Annotated in this window: 3 protein-coding genes and 1 pseudogene (1 of these 4 cut by a window edge); all 4 read right to left on the bottom strand. The window is 73.2% G+C overall.

Translation table 11 applies throughout. The annotated features are described in order from the left end of the window. Positions 1 to 2,606: the 5' portion of a type I polyketide synthase gene (locus ACN268_RS02130; protein ID WP_421481450.1), read on the bottom strand. Its footprint begins 2,602 nt before the window's first position; only the first 2,606 of its 5,208 coding nucleotides appear in the window; its start codon is at positions 2,604 to 2,606; its stop codon lies beyond the left edge, outside the window. Next, the gene (locus tag ACN268_RS02125) at positions 2,603 to 19,048 is read right to left on the bottom strand and encodes an SDR family NAD(P)-dependent oxidoreductase (RefSeq protein ID WP_421481449.1); all 16,446 of its coding nucleotides are present in this window, start codon (positions 19,046 to 19,048) and stop codon (positions 2,603 to 2,605) included. The genes ACN268_RS02130 and ACN268_RS02125 overlap by 4 nt, the downstream gene beginning before the upstream one ends. Beyond that, the gene (locus ACN268_RS02120) at positions 19,048 to 19,578 is read right to left on the bottom strand and encodes a nuclear transport factor 2 family protein (protein ID WP_421481448.1); all 531 of its coding nucleotides are present in this window, start codon (positions 19,576 to 19,578) and stop codon (positions 19,048 to 19,050) included. Before ACN268_RS02120 ends, ACN268_RS02125 begins: the two co-directional genes overlap by 1 nt. Beyond that, positions 19,575 to 24,755, bottom strand: a pseudogene (locus ACN268_RS02115) (SDR family NAD(P)-dependent oxidoreductase); the annotation flags it as partial. The pseudogene ACN268_RS02115 and the gene ACN268_RS02120, both read right to left, overlap by 4 nt.

The following is a 24,755-nucleotide window of genomic DNA, read 5'->3' as shown; positions in this document are numbered from 1 at the left end:
ACGTCGCCGAGCCACGCGGTCCAGTCGACGGTCCGGCCGTCGGCGTGCGACCGGGCCAGCGCGGCCAGGAGCGCGGCCGGTTCGGCCAGCCGGCGGCGCTGCGTCGGCACCCACGGCACCGGCGCGGTGGCCAGCCCGGCCAGTACGGCGTCCGGGCCGATCTCCACGCAGGAGGTGACGTCGTGCCCGGCGAGGGCGTCGACGCAGTCGGCGAACCGGACGGTGTCCCGGACGTTGGCCACCCAGTGTTCCGGAGTGCACAGTTGCGCCGCCGTGGCGGGTTTCCCGGTCACGCCGGACAGCAGCGGCAGGACGGGCGGCCGTAGCTCCACCGTCGCCAGGACCGCACGGAAGTCGTCGAGCATGCCCTCGATCAGCGGGGAGTGGAAGGCGTGGCTGACGGCGAGCCGCGTGGTCCGCACGCCCCGGGCGGACAGGTCGGCGGCGGCCGCGAGGACCGGCTGTTCGGCTCCGGAGAGCACGACGGCGGTGGGTCCGTTCACCGCGGCGAGGGCCACCTGCGCGGACAGGTACGGTGCCACGGCCGCCTCGTCGGCGCGTACCGACACCATCGCGCCGCCGGGTGGGAGTGCCTGCATCAGCCGGGCGCGGGCGGCGACCAGGCGGGCCGCGTCGGGAAGGGACAGCACCCCGGCCACGTGTGCGGCGACGAGTTCGCCGACCGAGTGGCCGAGCACCAGGTCCGGTCGGATGCCGAAGGTCCGCATCAGTTCGGTGAGCGCCACTTCGACGGCGAACAGTCCGGTCTGGGCGTACTGGGTCTGCTCGACCGGTTCCGGGGTGTCGCCCCAGACGACCTCGCGCAGCGGTCGCGGCAGGTGCCGGTCCAGCTCGGCGGTGACCGCGGCGAACGCCGCAGCGAACGCCGGGAACGCCCGGGCGAGTTCGCGGCCCATGCCCGGTCGCTGGGCGCCCTGCCCGGTGAACGCGAACGCCGTCAGTCCGGCCGGTCGCGCCCCGCCGGTGAACACGGCCGGGTCGTCGGCTCCGGCGGCCACCGCGGTGAGGCCCCGTCGCAGGTCGGTCAGGTCCGATCCGGTGACCACCGCGCGGTGCGGGAACGCCGGGCGGGTGGTCAACGTGCGGGCCACGTCGGCGGGGTCCGGTTCCGGCTGGCGGTCCAGGTGGGCCAGTAGGCGCCGGGCCTGCGTCCGCAGGGCTTCGGGCGTGTGTCCGGACACCGGCCAGACCAGGCCGGGGGGTGTCGTCACGGCGGTGTGCGGCCCGGCTGCCGGCTCGGCGGGCTCGGCCGGTGGTTCCTCGATGATGACGTGCGCGTTGGTTCCGCTGACGCCGAACCCGGAGATCCCGGCCCGCCGTGGTCGTTGTCCGCGGGGCCAGTCGCGGGGTTCGAGGAGCAGGCGTACGCCGCCGCCGGACCAGTCCACCTGGCGGCTCGGCTCGTCGACGTGCAGGGTGCGGGGCAGTCGACCGTGCCGCATCGCGAAGATCATTTTGATGATGCCGGCGACCCCGGCGGCGGCCTGGGTGTGGCCGATGTTCGACTTGACCGAGCCCAGCCACAGCGGGCGTTCCGGGGGCCGGTCACGTCCGTAGGTGGCGAGCAGGGCCTGCGCCTCGATCGGGTCGCCGAGGGTGGTGCCGGTGCCGTGCCCCTCGACCACGTCGACGTCGTCCGCGGCCAGGCCGGCGGCCGCGAGTGCCCGGCGGATCACCCGCTGCTGGGCCTTGACGCTGGGGGCGGTGAAGCCGTTTGACGCGCCGTCCTGGTTGACCGCGCTACCGCGCACGACCGCCAGCACGGTGTGCCCGTTGCGTCGGGCGTCGGACAGTCGTTCCACCACCAGCACGCCGACGCCCTCGGCGAACCCGGTGCCGTCGGCGGCCTCGGCGAAGGACCGGCACCGGCCGTCCTCCGACAGTCCCCGGCGACGGCCGAACTCGATGACCGCCTCCGGGGTCGCCATGACGGCGACCCCACCCACCAGCGCCAGCCCGCACTCCCGGGCCCGCAGCGCCCCGGTCGCCACGTGCAACGCCACCAGGGACGCCGAGCAGGCGGTGTCCAGGGTCATCGCGGGACCTTCCAGACCCAGCGTGTACGAGATCCGGCCGGAGATCATCGCGCCGGTCCCGGTGCTGCCGAGGTAGTCGTGGTACATGGCGCCGACGAACACGCCGGTGTCGCTGCCCCGTAGCGTGGTCGGGTCGATCCCGGCCTGTTCGATCGCCGACCACGACACCTCCAGCAGCAGCCGCTGCTGGGGGTCCATGTCCAGGGCCTCGCGCGGTGAGATGCCGAAGAAGTCGGCGTCGAAGACCCCGGCGTCGTGCAGGAACCCGCTGCCGCGGGTGTAGGTGTGCCCGGGCGTTCCCGGCTCGGGGTGGTAGAGGTCCTCGGCCCAGCCCCGGTCGGTGGGCAGCGGTGTGATGCCGTCGCCGTCCTCGACGACGAACTGCCACAGTTCCTCCGGCGACCCCACCCCGCCCGGGTAGCGGCACGCCATGCCCACGATGGCGATCGGTTCCCGCAGCGAGTCGGCCAGTCCGGAGTTGCGCAGGCGCAGCCGTTCGTTCTCCTTGACAGCGGCGCGGAGCGCCTGGACCAGCTTCTCGTCGCTCATCGGGACGGGACCTCCTCGTCTGGGTCGCCCGGGTGGGCACCGCCGAGCGCCATCGCGATGAGGCTGTCGGTGTCCAGGTCGTCGATCGCCTCCAGCGCACCCGCCCGGGCCGGATCACCGGAGGCCAACGCGAGCAGCCGGTCCAACAGGCCCGATCCGCGCAGCTCGCTCATCGGGATGGTGTGCAGCAACTGCCGGATCTGCTCGTCGTCGGCGGTGCCGGCGGTCGGTTCGGCCGCGGGGAACAGCACCGTGTCCAGGTGCCCGGCCAACTCGTCCACGTTGGCGTGTTCGAAGACCATGGTGGCGGGCAGGCGCAGGCCGGTGGCGTCGTCGAGGCGGTTGCGGAACTCGACCGCCATGAGCGAGTCGAACCCGAGGTCGGTGAAGGCCCGGTGGGGGCCGATCGTCGCGGTCGTGGCGTGTCCCAGCACCGCGGCCGCGTGGCCCCCCACGAGGTCCACGAGCATCCGCCTGCGGTCCTGCGGCGCGCGTCCCGCGAGCCGGTCGCGGATGTCGTCGCGGCGGGGCTCCTGCCGTGCCAGCCGTGGCAGCAGGCTCCGCAGCGCCGGTGCGGTCGCCTCCCCGGGTGTGGGGTGCAGCCGGGCCGCCACCACGACGGGCCGGGCGCAGCGCAGCGCGGCGTCGAACAGCAGCAGGCCGTCCCCGGTCGGCAGGGGGGTGACCCCGGCGCGGGCCGCGCGGGCGCGGTCGGCCGCCGACATGCCGCCGGTCAGGGTCGAGGGTGTGTCCCACAGGCCCCAGACGATCGACCGGGCCGGCAGCCCTCGGGCCCACCGGCGGGCCACCAGCGCGTCCAGTGCCGCGTTGGCCGCCGCGTAGGCGGCCTGTCCGGCGTTGCCCAGGGTCCCCGCGAGCGAGGAGAACACCACGAAGAACGACAGGTCCTGGTCGCGGGTCAACTCGTCCAGCCACCCGGCGGAGGTGACCTTGGTGGACATGACGCGTCGGACGCGGTCGGGGGTCAGCGACGTCACCGGGGCGTCGTCGAGCAGCGTCGCGCAGTGCACCACCCCGCCGATCCGGACACCGTCCAGGGCCCGGCCCAGCGCCGCACGATCGGACACGTCGACGGCGAGCACCCGCGCGCCCAGGTCGGCGACGAGCCCGGCGGCTTCGGGTGCGGCCGGCCCGCTGCGGCTGAGCAGCAGCAGGTCGCGGACGCCGTGCTCGGCCACGAGGTGCCGGGCGATCAGCGCGCCGAGGCCGCTGGTGCCCCCGGTGATCACGACGGTGGCCTGCGGATCGACGGCGGGGAGGTCGAGGTCGGCCGTGGTGGGCAGCAGCCGGGGCACCAGTGCGCCCGCGGGGCGCACCGCGATCTGGGGCTCGTCCCACCCGCAGAGGTCGGCCGGCAGCTCCCCGGTGCCGTCGGCGGGCAGGTCGGCCAGGATGAACCTGCCGGGGTGTTCGACCTGGGCGCAGCGCACCAGGCCCCAGACGGCCGCCGCCCCGGGCAGCGCCGGGTCGTCCTGCGGGGTCGTCTGGACCGCGCCGTGGGTCACGAGCACCAGCGGTCGGTCGGCGGTGCCGGCCAGGCGGTGCTGGAGGATCTCCAGGACGTCTCCGGCGTCCCGACCGGTGACGTCGATCCGGTCGTGGCCGTCGGTGCCGGTAGGGTCGCGGTGGTGCGGAGGTTGCCACTCGACCGCGAACAACGCGTCGCGCACCCGGCTGTCGGCCGGGTGGCCCCGCAGGGTGAGCGCCTCCACGGTCAGCACGGGGGTGCCGGTCTCGTCGGTGGCGTCGACGGACAGGGTGTCCGGGCCGGTGGGGCGCACCCTCGCCCGCAGGACCGCACCGCTCGGCGCGTGGAAGCGCAGCCCGTTCCAGAGGAACGGCACCCGGGGCCGGTGGCCGTCCGGGAGGAAGACCGAGGCGTGCAGGACGGCGTCCAGCAGGGCCGGGTGGGTTGCGTAGCCCTGCGGGTCGGTGGTGGTCCGGGCCTCGACGAGGATCTCGTCGCCGACGCGCCAGGCCGACCGTAGGCCCCGGAACGTCTCGCCGTAGGCGAAGCCCCGGCCGGCGAGCCCGGGGTAGAGCCCGTCGAGGTCGATCGGCACCGCCCCGGGTGGGGGCCATTCGCCCGCCGGGCCGGCGGTCTGCGGCCCCGCCGGGGAGAGCAGGCCCGCCGCGTGCTGCGTCCACGGGCCGTCGTCGTCACCGGTCCGGGCGTAGACGGCGACCGGACGCCGGTCGGCGGCGTCCGGGCCGTCGACGGTCACCTGGACCTGCACGGTGCCGGCGGCGGGCAGGACCAGGGGTGTCCGCAGCGTCAGTTCGTCGAGGGCGAGATCGTCGACGGCCCGGGCGGCGCGACGCACCAGTTCCACGAAGCCGGTGGCCGGGAAGAGGTTCACGCCGTGGATGACATGGTCGGCCAGCCAGGGTTGGGCGGCGACGGACAGCCGGCCGGTGAATACCCGTCCGCCCCGGTCGGGCAGGTCCACTCCCGCGCCGAGCAGGGCATGGTCGACGGCGTCGAGGCCGGCGCGGGTGACGTCGCCGGTCGTGATGCTGACGGCGGGCCAGAACCGGGTGGACCGGAAGGGGTACGTCGGCAGGTCGACCCGCCGGGCGCCCGGGAACAGCGCCGGCCACCGCACCGCGACGCCGTGCACGTGGGCACGTGCGGTCGCGGTGACCACGGTGACGTCCTCGGGCTGGTTGCGGCGGCACAGCGGGATGTTGGCCGCGGTGCGGGGGCCCAGCGCCGACAGGACGGAGTCCGGCCCGATCTCCAGGGACACCGTGACGCCGAGGTCGGTCAGGCGTGCGACGCGGTCGGCGTAGCGCACCGTGTCGCGGACGTGGCGGACCCAGTAGCCGGGCTCGGTGACGTCGCCACCGGCGACGACGTCGATCTGGGGTCGGTTGAACGTCAACTGGTCGACGACGGCCTGGAAGTCGGCGAGGACCGGCTGCATGAGGTGGGAGTGGAAGGCGTGGGAGACCTGTAGCCGGGTCGACCGGTCGAATCCGGCGGCCACCCGTAGGACCGCCTCCTCCGTGCCGGCGATCACCACCGCGCGGGGGCCGTTGACCGCGGCGATGGACACCTCGTCGGACAGCAGCGGCAGGACCTCCTCCTCGCCCGCCCGTAGCGCCACCATCGCCCCGTCGCCGGGCAGCGCCTGCATCAGGCGGGCGCGCTCGGCGACCAGCGTGCACGCGTCGTCGAGGGAGAGGACGCCGGCGACGTGGGCGGCGGCGATCTCGCCGATCGAGTGCCCGGCCACGTGGTCGGGCACGATTGCCCAGGACTCGGCCAGCCGGAAGAGTGCCACCTGGAACGCGAACAGGGCGGGTTGGGCGTTGCCGGTCTCGGCGAGTCGGTCCCGGTCCTGGCCGAACAGCACGTCGCGGATCGGTAGCCGCTCCAGCACCTCGTCCATGGCCTGCGCGAAGGCCGGGTACCGGCGGTACAGTTCGGCGCCCATGCCGGGCCGTTGGGAGCCCTGCCCGGAGAAGACCATCGCCAGCCGGGGCGCGGGCGCGGCGGTTGCCCGGAAGAGTCCGGTGCCCTCACCGCCGTTCGCCAGGGTCTGCAGGGCCGTGCGGAACCCGGCACGGTCACCAGCGACGACGGCCGCACGATGTTCGAACACCGTCCGGGTCGTCGCCAACGAATACCCGACATCAACCAGATCCAGATCCACACACGACACCAACTGCTCCGCCCGCGCCCGCAGACCACCCGGACTCTTCGCCGAGATCACCCACGGCACGACCGGCAGGGCGGGCGACGCCGACGCGACAGGCGACGCCGACCCGGCCGGTGGCCCCGACTCGGCTGGCCGCTCCGGCTCCCGCGCCTCCTCCAGGATCACATGCGCGTTCGTCCCACTGATCCCAAACGACGACACCCCCGCACGACGAACCCGACCCACCTCCGGCCACACCCGCGCCTCACCCAACACCGCAACCCCACCACCCGACCAATCCACCTGCGACGACGGCACCCCCACATGCAACGACGCCGGCAACACCCCAAACCGCAACGCCTGCACCATCTTGATCACACCCGCCACACCAGCAGCCGCCTGCGTATGACCAACATTCGACTTCACCGACCCCAACCACAACGGCCGCCCCACCACCCGACCCCGCCCATACGTCCCCACCAACGCCCCCACCTCAATCGGATCACCCAACCGCGTCCCCGTCCCATGCCCCTCCACCACATCCACATCACCCACACCCAAACCCGCCACACCCAACGCCCGACGAATCACCCGCTGCTGAGCCAACCCACTCGGCGCCGTCAACCCATTCGACGCACCATCCTGATTAACCGCACTCCCCCGCACCACCGCCAACACCCGATGACCCCGACGACGCGCCTCCGACAACCGCTCCACCACCACCACACCCACACCCTCCGACCAGGCGGTGCCGGCGGCCGAGTCGGAGTACGAGTGGCAACGGCCGTCGGGGGACAGGCCGCCCTGCCGGGAGAACTCGATGAAGGTCGTCGGCGTGGCCATGACGGTGACGCCGCCGGCGAGGGCCAGCGAGCACTCCCCGGCCTGCAGCGCCTGCCCGGCCAGGTGCAGAGCGACCAGCGACGACGAACACGCGGTGTCCACGGTGATGGCGGGCCCCTGCAGGCCCAGCGCGTAGGAGACCCGTCCGGACACCACGCTGGAGGCGCGTCCGGCGAGGGTGTAGCCCTCGACGCCGGCGGTGGTCTGTTGCAGCATTCCGTAGTCCTGGCCGTTGGTGCCGGCGAAGACCCCGGTGTCGCTGTCGCGCAGGGTGGCCGGGTCGATGCCGGCGTGTTCCAGGGCCTCCCAGGAGACCTCCAGCAGGAGCCGCTGCTGCGGGTCCATCGCGAGGGCCTCGCGGGGCGAGATGCCGAAGAACTCGGCATCGAAGTCACCGGCGTCGGGGAGGAAACCGCCGCCCCGGGCGTGGGTGTGGCCGGGGGCGCCCTGCCGGGGGTCGTAGAGGTCCACCGGCCAGCCGCGGTCGGTCGGGAAGCCGGTGATCGCGTCGCGTTCCTCGATCACGAACCGCCACAGGTCGTCGGCCGACCGGATGCCACCGGGGTAGCGGCAGGCCATCCCCACGATCACCACCGGGTCGTCGGCGACGGCCACGACGGTCGGGGTGGGCTCCGTGCGGTGGCCGCCGGTCAGCATTTCCCGGAGGTGTTCGACGAGGCGTACGGGGGTCGGGTGGTCGAAGGCGACGGTGCTCGGCAACCGCAGGCCGGTCGCCTGGTTGAGCCGGTTGCGCAGCTGCACCGACATCAGGGAGTCGAAGCCGAGGTCGCGGAACGCGTGGTCCGCCGGGACGCGGGACGCGTCGCCGTGGCCGAGGACGAACGCCGCTTCCGCGCCGACCAGGTCCCGCAGGTAGCCGGTCTGTTCGGGGACGGACATGCCGTCGAGCCGGGCGGTGGGCGCGGTGGGTTCCGCCGGCTGCTGCGGGGCCCGCCGGTGCTCGTCGATGTCGGCGATGACCAGGAAGGTCTCGTCCCGGTCGAGGGTTTCCTGGAGGGCGTCGAGGGCGGTTTCGGCCCGCATCGCGACGAGGCCCTGGCTGGCCAGCCTGCGGTTGCGTCGGTCGGCGTCCGGGGTGTCCCAGGCGCCCCAGGCGATGGAGGTGGCCGTGCGGCCCTGTCGGCGTCTGCGGTAGGCGAGGCTGTCGAGGAACGTGTTCGCCGCGGCATAGGCGCCCTGCCCGGCGTTGCCGAGGACACCGGCGACGGAGGAGAACAGGACGAACGCCGAAAGGTCGAGGTCCCGGGTCAGCTCGTGCAGGTTGGTCGCCGCGTCGATCTTCGGCCGCAGGACGGCGTCGAGGCCGGCCGGGGTGATGTCGGCCAGCACGGCGTCGTCGAGCACCATGGCGCAGTGGAACACCGCGGTGAGCGGGAACTGCCCGGGTACCTCGGCGAGCACCCGGGTCAGGGCCGCGCGGTCGGCGGCGTCGCAGGACACGATGGTGACGCGGGTGCCCAGTCCGGTCAGTTCCGCGGTGAGTTCGGCGGCGTTCTCGGCGTCGGGGCCGCGCCGGCTCAGGAGCAGCAGGTGTTCGACGCCGTTGCGGGCCAGCCACCGCGCGACGTGTCGGCCGACGGCTCCGGTTCCCCCGGTCACCAGCGCCGTTCCGGAGGCTCTCCACCGTCGGCGGGCCGGGGCGGTGGTGTGCCGGGCCGCCGGGCTGATCCGCCGGGCGTACGTTCCGCCGGCCCGGACGGCATACCGGTCGGCGCGGCCGTGGCGGGTCAGGATCCGGCACAGGCGGGCGGTGACCTGGTCGTCGCCGGGTGATCCGGGTAGGTCGACGAGGCCGCCCCAGCGGTCCGGCAGTTCGAGGGCGGCCACGGCACCCAGGCCCCAGACCAGGGCGTCGGTGGTGCCCGTCACGGGGTCGGTGGGTTCTGCCGGTACCGCCCCGTCGGTCAGCAGCCACAACGGCGCTGCGCTCCCGGTGTCCTCGATCGCTTGGACGAGGGCCACCGTGGCGGCCAGCCCGGCGGGCACGCCGGGGTGGCCGGGCAGCGGTTCGTCGGCGGCGGCAAGGAAGGACAGCACGCCGCGCAGATCGCTCCCGGTGGAGGTGATCACATCGGCCAGCTCGGTCCGGCCGGTGGCGCCGGCCGGCACGTCGGCGTGGACGACGTCGATGCCGTGGGCGGTGAGCGCCTCGGCCCAGGCGGTCCCCCACGGGTCTCCGGCCGTCAGCACCAGCCATGTTCCGGGCAGTGCGGTGCCGTCGCCGGGGGACGGTGGTGCGGTGTCGACGTCCGTGGGTTGCCAGACGACGTGGTGACGCCAGGCGGCGGAGGTCGGCCGCGCACGGTCCACCGTGGTCAGCCAGAAGTGTTCGTGTTGGAAGGGATACGTCGGCAACACCACCCGACCACCACCCACCAACGCCGCACCCCAATCAACCCCCACACCCCCCACGAACACCTCACCCAACGACAACAAAAACCGCCCCCAACCACCCTCACCACGACGCAACGTCCCCACCACCACACCACCCCCACCCCCCGCCTCCACCACCTCCTCCACCGCACCCGTCAACACCGGATGCGGACTCACCTCAACAAAAACCCGAAACCCCTCACCCACCAACCCCTCCACCGCACCCCCAAAACCCACCACCTCCCGCAAATTACGACACCAATACCCCGCCCCCAACTCACCCCCATCAACCACCCCACCCACCACCGTCGAACAAAACGGAACCCCACCCGACACCGGCACCACCGACCCCAACTCCACACCCAACCGACCCACCACCCCATCCACCTGCGACGAATGCGCCGCATAATCCACATCAACCACCCGCACCCACACCCCCAACTCCCCACACCGCACCACCAACTCCCCCAACGCCCCCACCTCACCCGACACCACCACCGACGACGGACCATTCACCGCCGCCACCACCACCCGACCCCCCAACCCCACCAACAAACCCTCCACCACACCCACCGAAACCCCCAACACCGCCATACCACCCCCACCCGACAACCCCCGCAACAACCGACTCCGCACCGCCACCACCCGCGCCGCATCCCCCAAACTCAACACCCCCGCCACACACGCCGCCGCAATCTCACCCTGCGAATGCCCCACCACCACATCCGGCACCACCCCAAACACCCGCCACACCTCAGCCAACGACACCATCACCGCAAACAACACCGGCTGCACCACATCAACCCGATCCAAACCCACCCCACCCGACACCACCTCCAACAAATCCCACTCCACAAAAGGAGCCAACGCCACCGCACACTCACCCATACGCGCCGCAAAAACCGGCGACGACACCAACAACTCCGCCGCCATACCCACCCACTGCGCACCCTGACCCGGAAACACAAAAACCACACCCCGCCCACCACCACCCACAACACCAGCCACCACATTCGCCGACGCACCGCCGTCCGCCAGGGTCTGCAGGGCCGTGCGGAACCCGGCACGGTCACCAGCGACGACGGCCGCACGATGTTCGAACACCGTCCGGGTCGTCGCCAACGAATACCCGACATCAACCAGATCCAGATCCACACACGACACCAACTGCTCCGCCCGCGCCCGCAGACCACCCGGACTCTTCGCCGAGATCACCCACGGCACGACCGGCAGGGCGGGCGACGCCGACGCGACAGGCGACGCCGACCCGGCCGGTGGCCCCGACTCGGCTGGCCGCTCCGGCTCCCGCGCCTCCTCCAGGATCACATGCGCGTTCGTCCCACTGATCCCAAACGACGACACCCCCGCACGACGAACCCGACCCACCTCCGGCCACACCCGCGCCTCACCCAACACCGCAACCCCACCACCCGACCAATCCACCTGCGACGACGGCACCCCCACATGCAACGACGCCGGCAACACCCCAAACCGCAACGCCTGCACCATCTTGATCACACCCGCCACACCAGCAGCCGCCTGCGTATGACCAACATTCGACTTCACCGACCCCAACCACAACGGCCGCCCCACCACCCGACCCCGCCCATACGTCCCCACCAACGCCCCCACCTCAATCGGATCACCCAACCGCGTCCCCGTCCCATGCCCCTCCACCACATCCACATCACCCACACCCAAACCCGCCACACCCAACGCCCGACGAATCACCCGCTGCTGAGCCAACCCACTCGGCGCCGTCAACCCATTCGACGCACCATCCTGATTAACCGCACTCCCCCGCACCACCGCCAACACCCGATGACCCCGACGACGCGCCTCCGACAACCGCTCCACCACCACCACACCCACACCCTCGGAGAAGCCCGTGCCGTCCGCCGCGTCCGAATAGGGCCGGCACCGCCCGTCGGGGGACAACGCACGTTGGTGACCGAAGTCCACGTAGAGACCGGGGGTGGACATGATGGTGGCGCCACCGGCCAGGGCCAGCGAGCACTCCCCGGCCTGCAGCGCCTGCCCGGCCAGGTGCAGAGCGACCAGCGACGACGAACACGCGGTGTCCACGGTGACCGCCGGGCCTTCCAGACCCATGACGTAGGAGACCCGTCCGGAGGCGACGCCGCCGGTGGTGCCCGAGCTGAGGTAGCCGGCCACGGCGTCGGGCGGCACGTCCACGCGGACGCCGTAGTCGTGATACATCAGGCCGGTGAACACCGCGGTGTCGCTGCCGCGCAGGGTGACCGGGTCGATGCCGGCGTGTTCCAGGGCCTCCCAGGAGACCTCCAGCAGGTGCCGTTGCTGCGGATCCATCGCGAGGGCCTCGCGGTGGGAGATGCCGAAGAAGTCGGCGTCGAACTCGGCCGCGTCGTGCAGGAAGCCGCCGCCCCTGGCGTAGGTGTGTCCGGAGCTGCCCGGCTCCGGGTCGTACAGGTCGTCGGGCCAGCCGCGGTCGGTCGGGAAGCCGGTGATCGCGTCGCCCCCCTCGACGACGAACCGCCACAGGTCGTCGGCCGACCGGATGCCACCGGGGTAGCGGCAGGCCATCCCCACGATCACCACCGGGTCGTCGGCGGTGGCCCGGTTACCGGTGACGGCCTGGCGGCCGGGTGTTGAGGGGGTGTGTCGTCCGCCGGTCAGCTGCTGGCGCAGGTACTCCGCGAGGGTGCCCGGATCGGGATGGTCGAAGACCAGGGTGGCGGGCAGCCGCAGGCCGGTGGCCCTGCCGAGCCGGTTACGGAACTCGACCGCGAGCAGCGAGTCGAAGCCGATCTCCTTGAACGCCCGGTCGGGCCGGATCAGGTCGGGGCTGTCGTGGCCGAGGACGGTGGCGGCGTGCGTGCGGACCAGGTCGAGCACCAGCCGTTGTTGCTCCTCGGCCGGTCTGCGGGCGAGCCGGCCGTCGAGCCGGTGCGGTGGGGAGGCGGGTGTGGTGGTGCGGCCGCGCAGCAGCGGGGAGGTCTCGTCGCCCGGTGTGCGGGTGAGCCGGGCCGCGACGAGTTCGGGCACGGGGGTCCGCAGGGCCGCGTCGAACAGCCGCAGGCCGTCCCCGACGGAGAGGGGGTGTACGCCGGCGCGGGCCAGTCGGGCCCGGTCGGCGTCGGTCATCGCCCCGGTCAGGCCGGTGTTCACCTCCCACAGGCCCCAGGCGATCGACTGTGCCGGCGCCCCGTGGGCGTGCCGACGCCGGGCGAGGCTGCCGAGTGCGGCGTTGGCGGCGGCGTACGCGGCCTGCCCCGCGTTGCCGAGGACGCCGACGACCGAGGAGAACAGCACGAAGAACGCCAGGTCCTGGTCGCGGGTCAGCTCGTCGAGCAGGACGGCCGAGGTGACCTTGGCGGCCATCACGCGGGCCAGTCGCTCCGGGGTGAGTGACGTGAGGGGGGCGTCGTCGAGGATGCCCGCCGCGTGCACGATGCCACCCACGCGTACGCCGCGCAGCGCTTCGCGCAGTGCGGCCCGGTCCGCCACGTCGACGGCCACGATGTCGGCGTCCAACTCCGCTGCCAGGTCGGCTGCCCCGGGGGCGGCCGGTCCGCTGCGGCTGAGCAGCAGCAGGCGGCGTACCCCGTGGTCGGTCTTCAGCCGGCGGGCGATCAGGGCGCCCAGGGTGCCCGTGCCGCCGGTGACGACGACGGTGGCCTGCGGGTCGACGGTGAGCGGGGTGTCGCCGGGGTGCGCGGGGACGAGCCGTGGCACGTGGGCGACGCCGTCGCGGAAGGCGAGTTGTGGTTCGTCCCAGCCGGCGACGTCGGGCGGCAGGGGGCCGCCGTCGGAGTCCACCAGCACGAAGCGGCCCGGGTGTTCGGCCTGCGCCGACCGGACGAGGCCCCACACGGCGGCACCGTCGAGGCCGGGTGGTTCGTCGTCCGCCGTGACGGCGCACGCCTGTCGGGTGGTGAGCACCAGTGGTTCGGGTGGGCCGGTCAGCCGCCGCTGCAGGATGTCCAGTACGGCTGCGGCGTCCTGGCCGGTGACGTCGACGACGTCGCCGGTGCCGGTGCCGGTGTCGGTGTCGGTGTCGGTGGCGGTGGCGGTCGGCGGGTCGAACCGCTGCCACGCGACGGCGAACAGGGCCCCGCCGGGCACACCGTCGCCGGCCGGGGCGCGCAGGGTCAACGCGTCGACGGTCAGCACGGGTGCGCCGGTCTGGTCGACGGCGTCGATCGCCACGGCGTCGGGTGCGACGCGGCGTAGTCGGGCGCGCAGCGCCGATCCGGCTGGTGCGTGCACGCTGACGCCGGTCCAGACGAACGGCAGGCCGTCTGCGGTCCCCCCGTCGAGCAGCGTCGCGGCGTGCAGCACGGCGTCGAGCAGCGCCGGGTGGACGGTGTGCCCGCCGGTGGCCAGGTCGGTGCTCGTCTCGACGGTCACGTCGCCGTCGTGCGACCAGGCCGCGTCCAGGCCCCGGAACGCCGGCCCGTACTGGAATCCGCGTTCGTCGAGTTCCTCGTAGAGGCCGGTCAGGGGGATCTCGGTGCCCTCGGTGGCGGGGCGGTCGTCCGGTGGCCGCCGTGGTTCGCGGCTCAGGGTGCCGGTGGCGTGGCGGGTCCACGCGGGTGAGCCGGTGGCGTCCGTCCGGGCGTTGATCCGCACCGAGCGTTGGTCCGGTTGGTCGGCGGGGTCGATGACGACCTGCACCTCGACGGTTCCAAACGGGGGGAGCACCAGTGGGGTGGACAGGGTCAGCTCGGCGATGCGGGGGTATCCGGCGAGTTCACCGGCGGTCGCCGCGAGGTCGAGGAAACCGGTGCCGGGAAAGAGGACGTCTCCCCGTACCCTGTGGTCGGCCAGCCAGGGGTGGGTCCGGTGCGACATCGCGCCGAGCAGCACCAGACGTTCCGGGTCGGGGGTGCTCACCAGGGCCCGGAGGATGTCGTGCTCGATCCGGTCCAGACCGGTGCCGGTGCCGATGGCCGGCGGGCCGGCGGTGTCGGTGTGCCAGAAGTGTTCGTGTTGGAAGGGATACGTCGGCAACACCACCCGACCACCACCCACCAACGCCGCACCCCAATCAACCCCCACACCCCCCACAAACACCTCACCCAACGACAACAAAAACCGCCCCCAACCACCCTCACCACGACGCAACGTCCCCACCACCACACCACCCCCACCCCCCGCCTCCACCACCTCCTCCACCGCACCCGTCAACACCGGATGCGGACTCACCTCAACAAAAACCCGAAACCCCTCACCCACCAACCCCTCCACCGCACCCCCAAAACCCACCACCTCCCGCAAATTACGACACCAATACCCCGCCCCCAACTCACCCCCATCAACCACCCCACCCACCACCGTCGAACAAAACGGAACCCCACCCGACACCGGCACCACCGACCCCAACTCCACACCCAACCGACCCACCACCCCATCCACCTGCGACGAATGCGCCGCATAATCCACATCAACCACCCGCACCCACACCCCCAACTCCCCACACCGCACCACCAACTCCCCCAACGCCCCCACCTCACCCGACACCACCACCGACGACGGACCATTCACCGCCGCCACCACCACCCGACCCCCCAACCCCACCAACAAACCCTCCACCACACCCACCGAAACCCCCAACACCGCCATACCACCCCCACCCGACAACCCCCGCAACAACCGACTCCGCACCGCCACCACCCGCGCCGCATCCCCCAAACTCAACACCCCCGCCACACACGCCGCCGCAATCTCACCCTGCGAATGCCCCACCACCACATCCGGCACCACCCCAAACACCCGCCACACCTCAGCCAACGACACCATCACCGCAAACAACACCGGCTGCACCACATCAACCCGATCCAAACCCACCCCACCCGACACCACCTCCAACAAATCCCACTCCACAAAAGGAGCCAACGCCACCGCACACTCACCCATACGCGCCGCAAAAACCGGCGACGACACCAACAACTCCGCCGCCATACCCACCCACTGCGCACCCTGACCCGGAAACACAAAAACCACACCCCGCCCACCACCACCCACAACACCAGCCACCACATTCGCGCGGTTCACGTCCACCCCGTTGCCGGCCACCTCGACCAGACCCGAACGCAGCTCGTCGCCCGTGCCCACCACGACCGCCCGGACATCGAACACCGACCGCAACCCCAGCGAGAAGGCGACGTCCACGTCGGTCGAACCGCCGACCGCGTCCGCCAGCCCGCCCGCCACCGCGCGCAGCCCCGCCTCCGATCGGGCGGACAACACCCACGGAACCACCGCGGCGGTGGACACCACCGCGACGTCGGACGGCGTCGGCTCCGCCGGTTCCTCCGCCGGTGCCTCCAGGATCACGTGCGCGTTGGTCCCGCTGATCCCGAACGAGGAGACGGCGAACCGCCGTGGGCGGCCGGTGTCCGGCCAGGGGGTCGGTTCGCGCAGCAGCGCCACGCCACCCGTCGTCCAGTCGATCCGGGGTGAGGGCACGTCGGCGTGCAGGGTCCGGGGCAGTGTGCCCCGTCCCATCGCGCCGATCATCTTGATGACGCCGCCGATGCCGGCGGCGGCCTGGGTGTGGCCGATGTTGGACTTCAGCGAGCCGAGCCACAGCGGCCGGTCGGGCGGCCGGTGCCGACCGTAGGTGGCCAGGAGGGCCTCGGCCTCGATCGGGTCGCCGAGCCGGGTGCCGGTGCCGTGGGCCTCCACGGCGTCGACGTCCTGCGCCGTGAGGCCGGCGACGTTGAGCGTCCGCCGGATGAGGGCTTCCTGGGCGGCACCGTTGGGGGCGGTCAAACCGTTGCTGGCGCCGTCGGAGTTGATCGCCGAACCGCGGAGCACGGCGAGCGGCCGGTGTCCGTTGCGACGGGCGTCGGAGAGTCGCTCCAGCACCAGCATGCCGGCCCCCTCGGCCCAGGCGGTGCCGTCGGCGTCGGCGCCGAACGCCTTGCACCGGCCGTCGGGGGCGAGGCCGCGCTGCCGGCTGAACTCGACGAACATGCCCGGGCCGGCCATCACGGTCACGCCGGCGGCCAGCGCGAGGCTGCATTCCCCCTGCCGCAGGGACTGCGCGGCGAGGTGCATGGCGACCAACGACGACGAGCAGGCCGTGTCGACGGTGACGGCGGGTCCGGCGAGGCCCAGGGCGTAGGCGATCCGGCCGGAGACGACGCTCACCGTGCCGCCGGTCAGCCGGTAGCCGTCCGAGCCCTCACCGGTGGCGTCGAGGCGGGGTCCGTACTCCTGGTCGGTGGCGCCGACGAAGACACCCACGCGGCTGTCGGTGAGGCTGAGGGGGTCGATGCCGGCGCGTTCGATGCCTTCCCAGGACACCTCCAGCAGGAGGCGCTGCTGGGGGTCCATCGCCGCGGCTTCGCGGGGGCTGATGCCGAAGAACTCGGCGTCGAAGGCCGCCGCGTCGTGCAGGAAGCCGCCGTGGCGGGCGTAGGAGGTGCCGGGCCGGTCCGGGTCGGGGTCGAAGAGGCGTTCCAGGTCCCATCCCCGGTCGGTCGGCAGCGGGGTGATGGCGTCGGTGCCCTCGTCGACCAGCCGCCACAGGTCCTCCGGGGACCGGACGCCGCCGGGGTAACGGCAGGCCATACCGACCACCACGACCGGGTCGTCCGTGGTCGGTGCCGTGACCGGTGGCGGTGGTGGCGCAGCGGATTCGCCGGTGGGTTCCGCGCGCAGGAACTCCGCGAGGTCGGCCGGGGTGGGGTACCGGAACGTCAGGCCGGTGGCGAGTTGCCGGCCGGTGGCGGTGCTCAGCCGGGCGGTGAGGCTGGTGACGCCCATCGAGTCGAGCCCGAGGTCCTCGAAGGTGCGGTGCGGGTCGACCGCGTCACCTGTCGCGTGTCCGAGTTCCGCCGCCACGGCGGCACGGACCAGGTCGAGGGTGTCCGGGGCCGGGCCGCCCGGCGCGGTCGGCGCGGCGACCTCCCCCACCCAGTACCGCTCGCGGGTGAACGCGTAGGTGGGCAGGTCGACGTATCCGGCCGGGTCGGGTTGCAGGTCGGACAGCCAGGCGGTGTCGGTGTCGGTGTCGGCGCGACCGGCGGCGATCGCGGCCAGCACGTCCCGGCGTCCGGCGGCCTCCGGTGCGTCGACGACGGCGTGGTGGGCGAACCGTGTCCTGGTCAGGGCGAGGGAGCGGCCGACCGCGTCGGGGTCGGCGTCGGGATGTTCCTGGAGCCAGGTGATCAGGGCTGCGGCCTGGGCCCGGAGGGCCTGCGGCGTCGGGGCCGAGATCAGCCAGGGCACGGGCGGGCCGGGCCGGGCCGGCGGCCGGCGGGAGGTCGACGGGGGCGCGTCGGTGAGGACGAGGTGGCAGTTCACCCCGCCCATGCCGAAGGAACTCACACCGGCGAGCAGCCGTCCGTCGGCCGGCCACGGTTGCAGCGTGGTCGGTACCCGCAGTCGCAGGTCGTCGAGCGGGATCTCGGGGTTCGGCCGGGTGAAGTTGAGGCTCGGCGGTAGTTGGCGGTGCCGCAGGCTCAGCACGAGCTTGAGCAGCCCGACCACGCCGGCGGCGCCTTCGAGGTGTCCGACGTTGGTCTTGGCCGAACCCACCAGCAGCGGCCGGTCGGCCGGGTGGTGGCGGCCGACGGCCGCGCCGAGCGCCCGGGCCTCGACCGGGTCACCGACCCTGGTGCCGGTGCCGTGCAGTTCGACGTACTGCACGTCGGCGGGGTCGACGCCGGCCTGTCGGTGGGCCTGTTCGATGACCTCCCGTTGGGCGTCCGGGCTGGGCACGGTGAACTGGTGGTCGCCGCCGTCGTGGTTGACCGCGCCGCCGAGGATGACGGCGTGGATCCGGTCGCCGTCCGCGGCCGCCCGGGACAGCAGTTTGAGCACCACGACGACGCCGCCTTCGCCACGGACGTAGCCGTTGGCCCGTTCGTCGAAGGTGTAGCAGCGCCCGTCGGGCGACAGGCCGCCGAAGCGGGCCGCGCCGAGGGTGGTCTCGGCTCGGATGGCGATGTTGACGCCGCCGGCGATGGCCGTGGTGGACTCGCCCCGGCGCAGGCCCTCGCACGCCTGGTACACGGCGACGAGGGAGGACGACTGGGCGCTGTCGACCGTCGTGCTGGGGCCACGCAGGCCGAGGAAGTGCGACACGCGGTTGGCGATGATGCCGCGGCCGGTGCCGGCGAGGGCGTGCTGGTCGACGGCCTCCGGGTCGGCCTGCAGCACCAGCGTCGCGTAGTCGTCCCACATCGCTCCGACGTGGACGCTGGTGGCGGTGTCGCGGAGCCGGGCGGGCGGGATCCTGGCGTCCTCCAGGGCCTCCCAGCTCAGTTCGAGCAGCAGCCGCTGCTGCGGGTCCATGGCCGCGGCGGCGCGGGGCGGGATGCCGAAGAAGTCGGCGTCGAAGGTGTCGATCGTGTCGAGGAACGCCCCGAAGCGGTGCGGCAGCGTGGGGCCGGGCCAACGTCCGGGTGGTGCCTCGCCGACCGCGTCGAGCCCGTCGGTCAGCAGACGCCAGAAGTCCCGGGGGGTCGGGGCCTTCGGCAGGCGGCAGGCCACCCCGACGACGGCGACGGGTTCACTCGTCGTACTGCCCGTACCGGCCGTCATCACGGTGCCTGCCGGGTCGCGTCGGCGGTCGCCGGTCGCGCCGGGCGCAGCGGTGGGGGCGCCGACATGTGCACCGTCCGGTGGGCGATGCGCCAGCGTGTCCCCTCGCGGCGGAGCCGATCCACGTAGTTGCCCAGCCGGCGCAGTCCGAACTGCCCGTCGGTGTAGAGGCCGGTCACCGTGACGATCGAGTACACCTCGGCGGTGGTCGGTCCGAGTGCGGTGATCAGGAGGTTGGACGTCACGTGCCGGAACATCACGCCGACCTCGTCGCGGGCGTGGTTCCACTGGTAGCTGAAGCCCATCATGATCTGCTCCGGGGTGGTGAGCACGCTGGGGTAGCCCTCCGGGGGCGGGTCCATCTGGAAGATGGCGTCGGCGGTGTAGAGGGTCCGGAGCGTGTCGAAGTCGCCGGCGTCCAGCAGCAGTCCGGCGGCGACCACCACGTCCTGGATGGCGGCCCGGTCCCGCAGCGCCCGGCCGTCGAGGAGTTCGGTCTCGCCCGGGTCCAGCCAGTCTGATCTGCTCATGACGTCCCTCCCGTGGCGCTGACGCGCCGGATTCCGTCCAGCCATGTCCACATGGCGGCAGCGGTGCTGTCGGCGTGTTCGCCGACCATCGTGCAGTGGTCTCCCGGCACCTCACCGGCCTCGTGGTCGCCCGGCCACCGGGAGCGCCAGTCGCCGGTGACGGGCGGCTCGTCCGGCGATCCGGGTACCGGCTGGAGGGGGCGCAGGAACAGGGTGGGGGTCCGCACCGGTTCGGGTCGCCAGCCGCGGAACATGCGGCGGTAGCTGCCGAACGTGGTGAGGGAGGTGAAGTCCGGGGTGGCGAAGGTCGCCCGGCGGACGACCAGTTCGTAGTTCATGGCGCGCCGCAGGGCCGGGGACATGCCGTCGGGTGGATAGGTGTCCAGCAGGACCAGGGCCAGCGGTGGTGTCCCCGCCTGCTCCAGGGCGTGCGTCACCGCGTGGGCGAGCCATCCTCCCGAGGAGTAGCCGAGCAGGACGGGCGCCTGGTCACCGGGACGTCCGAGGACGTAGCGGGTGAGCACCCCGACCAGGGCCTCGACGGTCGTGGCCAGGGGGTCACCGGTGCGGAACCCGGGTACCGGCAGCACCGATAGGTTCGTGCGGCCCTGGAGGTAGTCGGCCAGCCGGGCGAACTGGATGGCCGCTTCGACGGGCGCGAACGGCGGTACGGCGAACACCGGCGGCCCCTGTCCGCCACGGGCCAGGTCGACGAGGGCCGCGTCGGGGCCGAAGTCGGCGGCGGAGTCGAACGTCTCGCGCAGCGCGGCCGCGCCGACGCACAGCGATTCGATCGCGTTCATGTCGCCCCGCAGGGCGAGCCGCCGGTAGATGTCGTGCAGACCGCCGTCGGCGGGTGCGGTGGCGTTCGCGGCGTCACCGCGCAGCAGTGCCAGCAGGTGGTCGGCCAGGGCCAGCGGGGTTTCGTGGTCGTAGATCAGGCCGGGGGGCAGCGGCAGGTCGGTCACCTTGGTCAGCCGGTCGCGTAGCGCGACGGCGCGTAGCGAGTCGAAGCCGAGTTCCCGCAGCGGGCGGTGCGGCTCGACGGAGTCCGGTGAGGGGTGGCCCAGTTCGGTGGCGATCTCCGCGCGGACGGTCCGCAGCAGCAGGTCGGTCTGCTGTTGACCGGACCGGGCGGCCAGGCGGGTGCGCAGGTCCGTCCGGGCGGGCCGGTCGGTGGTTCCCGACGGTGGTGACGCCAGTTCGCAGATTAGGGGGCGGGGGCGGGCGGCGGTGTAGGTGGCGGCGAAGCGGGGCCAGTCGATGTCGGCGATGACCGGGACCGGGTTCGTGGTCGCGACCGCGCGGGACATCGCGTGGAGGGCGGTGTCGGGCCGCATCGACCGTACGCCCCGGACGGCGTAGTGGTCGCCGGCCCGTTCGGCCATGCCCGGGCCGGCCCATGCTCCCCAGGCGATCGAGGTGGCGGCCTGTCCCCGTGCCCGTCGGCGCTGGGCGATGGCGTCGAGGGCGGCGTTGGCGGCGCTGTACCCGGCCTGGGAGCCGCTGCCCCAGATCCCCGCCGCGGAGGAGAACAGGACGAACGCGTCGAGGTCGTCGTCGCTGGTCAGCGCGTCCAGCACGGCGGCGCCGGCCACTTTGGCGTCGAGTGCCCCGGCGAGGTCGGTCACCGCGGTCTCGGTGACCGTCGCGGGCGGCTGGGGGGTCGCGGCGGTGTGGATGACGGCCCGCGGCGGTCGTCCGGTGGCCCGTAGTCGCGCCAGCAGGGCGGCCATCGCGGCCCGGTCCCGCACGTCGGCCGCCACCACGGTGGTCTCGACGCCGGTCGCGGCGAGGTCGTCGAGCAGGGTCGCCACGCCGGGTGCCCGGGGTCCCCGCCGGGACAGGAGGACCAGGTGTTCGGCGCCGGCGGTGGCGAGCCAGCGGGCGACCTGGCTGCCGAGGCCGCCGGTGCCGCCGGTGACCAGCACCGTTCCGTTCGGCCGCCACGGTGTCGCGGCGGCCGGGGCGGTCGCCCGGATGAGCCGGCGGACGTGACGTCCGCCGGCCCGCAGGGCGATCTGGTCCTCACCCGGGTCGAGCGCCAGCAGGCCGGGCAGCGCGGCGAGGTCGGCGTCCGACGGTGCGGCGGGCAGGTCGATCAGGCCACCCCAGCGATCCGGCTGTTCGAGGCCGATCACCCGGCCCAGGGCGGCGACCGCCGCGCCGGTGACGGTGGTGACGGGTTCACCGGCGACGGACGTCGCACCTGCCGTCACGTACCACACGGGTGCGGGGATGCCGGCGTCGGTGAGGGCCTGGGCGAGGGTCACCGACCTGGTCAGTGCGGCCAGTTCGGTGTCCGCGCCGTCCGGGAGCCACAGGATGCCCGCCGGCTCGGTGGGCAGGGCTGCCAGCCGGGCCGCCAGGGCCTGGCGTGTCGCGCCGTCGTCGGTCAGCCAGGTGACGGTCATCCCGGCCGTGCCGCAGGCGGTCGACACTCGGTCGGCCAGTTCCGGGTCGGCGGCGACGAGCAGCCAGGTGCCGGCGGGACCATGGGTCGGCTGCGGGGCGGTCAGGGGTTCCCAGCTGATCCCGTAGTGCCAGTCGTGCCCGTCGGCGGTGGGGCGCGGAGTCGGTTCGGGCCAGTAGCGGCGTCGTTGGAAGGCGTAGGTGGGCAGTTCGGCCGGGATGCCGGCCGGGTGCGGGGGGACGACGGCCGTCACCGGCCCGCCGTGGACGAACAGCTCCGCCATGGCCCGGTCGACGCTGGCGGCCTGGTCGGTGTCGCGGCGCTGGAGGGGCACGACCGCCCGGCGCGGGGACGGCAGCAGGCACTCGCGGACCAGTGTGGACAGCACCGCGTCCGGGCCGGCCTCGACGTAGGTGGTGACGCCGGCGGCGTCCAGTGATCGCAGGGCGTCGGCGAAGCGGACGGTGCGGCGTACGTTGTCCAGCCAGTACCGGGGGGTGGCGAGTTCCGTGCCGGAGGTGATCCGGCCGGTGGTGGCGGAGACGAAGGCGATGGCGGGCTGGCCGAACGTGACGCCGGACAGCACGTCGGCGTACCGGTCGAGCATGGGGTCGATCGCGGCCGAGTGGAACGCGTGGGTGACCGTCAGCCGGGTGGTCCGCCAGCCGCGGGCGGTGAACACCTGCTCGGCGGCGCTCACGTCGGCGTCGGTGCCGGACACCACCACCGACGACGGGGCGTTGACGGCGGCGACGTCGACGGGTCGGTCGAGGGTGCCCAGTGCGGCGAGCACGTCGACCTCGCCGGCGCGGACCGCGCTCATGACACCGCCGGGTGGTAGCTGCTGCATGAGGGAGCCGCGGGCGGCCACCAGGGTGGCCGCGTCCGGCAGGGAGAGCACTCCGGCGACGTGGGCGGCGGTGATCTCGCCGAGAGAGTGGCCGAGCACGTAGTCGGCGGTGTGGCCGAACGACTCGTACAGCCGGAACAGCGCGACCTCGACGGCGAACAGCGCGGGTTGGGCGTAGCTGCTCGTGTCCAGCTCAGCGGCGTGGGGGGTGGCCGGGGCCGCGAACACGACGTCACGCAGGGGGATCGGCAGCGTGGCGTCGAAGTGCCGGCACACCGCGTCGAACGCCCGGGCGAAGGCGGGGAACCGCTCGTACAGGTCGCGGCCCATGCCGGGTCGTTGCGCGCCCTGCCCGGTGAACAGCACGGCGGCGCGGACGGTGCCGCAACGTCCGACGTGGACGGCGGGTGTGGGTTCCCCTGCGGCCAGGGACCGGAGCGCGGCGAGCCGGTGCTCGCGGTCCTGGCCGGTGACGACGGCCCGGTGGTCGAACAGTGTCCGGTGGGCCGCCAGCGTGTGGGCCACGGCGGGGTCTTCCAGGTGCGGATGGGTGGTGAGGTGGGCGTGCAGCGCCGCGGCCTGGGCGCGCAGTGCGGCGGTGCTCCTGGCGGACAGGATCCACGGGTGGTGGCCTGCCGGTTCGTCGGTGTCGGCGGGCTGGTCGGTCGTCTGTTCGAGGACGACGTGGGCGTTGGTGCCGCCGATGCCGAAGGAGGACACGGCGGCGCGGCGGGGCCGGCCGGTGTCGGGCCAGTCCCGGTGGTCGTGCAGGAGTTCGACCGCGCCCTGCGTCCAGTCGACGTGTGACGACGGTGGTGTCGCGTGCAGCGTCGCCGGAAGCTGGCCGTGCCGCATGGCCTGGACCATCTTGATGACGCCGGCCACGCCGGCGGCGGCCTGGGTGTGGCCGATGTTCGACTTCACCGAGCCCAGGTAGAGCGGCCGGTCGGGGGGTCGGTGCCGGCCGTAGGTGGACAGCAGCGCCCGGACCTCGATCGGGTCGCCGAGGCCGGTTCCGGTGCCGTGCGCCTCGACGACGTCCACGTCGGCCGGGGAGATCCCGGCGTTGGCCAGTGCCTGGACGATGACCGCCCGTTGGGCGGCGCCGTTGGGTGCGGTGATGCCGTTCGACGCACCGTCCTGGTTGGTCGCGCTGCCGCGTACCAGGGCCAGCACGGGGTGACCGAGCCGGCGCGCGTCGGACAGGCGTTCCACCAGCAGCAGGCCGGCGCCTTCCCCCCAGCCGATGCCGTCGGCGTCGTCGGCGAACGCCTTGCAGCGTCCGTCGGCGGCGAGGCCGCCCTGGCGGGCGAACTCCCGCAGCGGGGCGGTGCTGCCCATCACGGTGACGCCGCCGACGAGGGCCAGGTCGCACTCGTGGGCGCGCAGCGCGCGGACGCCGAGGTGCAGTGCCACCAGGGAGGAGGAGCAGGCCGTGTCCACGGTGACCGCCGCTCCGGTCAGGCCGAGGGTGTAGGCGATCCGACCGGACAGCACGGACAACGAACTGCCGGTGACGGCGTCTCCTTCGCGGACGCCGTCGGCGCCGGTGGCGCTGGGGGCGTAGCCGGTGAAGGCGGCTCCGACGATGACGTCGGTGCGGCTGCCGCGCAGCGTGGTCGGGTCGATGCCGGCCCGTTCGACGGCCTCCCACGCCGATTCGAGCAGCAGGCGCTGCTGCGGGTCCATGGCGAGCGCCTCGTTCGGTGAGATGCCGAAGAACTCGGCGTCGAATCCGCTCGCGTCGTGCAGGAATCCGCCCAGGTTGGGTCCGACGTCCGGCGGGGCCCACCCCCGGTCGGTCGGCAGGGTGGTGACGGCGTCCGTGCCGGCGGCGACCAGGTTCCACAGCGCGTCCGGGGAGTCGACGCCGCCGGGGTAGCGGCAGGCCATGCCGACGATCGCCACCGGCTC

It is taken from the genome of Micromonospora sp. WMMD735 (assembly GCF_049178995.1).
Taxonomy (GTDB): Bacteria; Actinomycetota; Actinomycetes; order Mycobacteriales; family Micromonosporaceae; genus Micromonospora; species Micromonospora wenchangensis.
The sequence above is the reverse complement of the archived record's forward strand: the minus strand, read 5'-3'. Positions and strand labels throughout refer to the sequence as shown.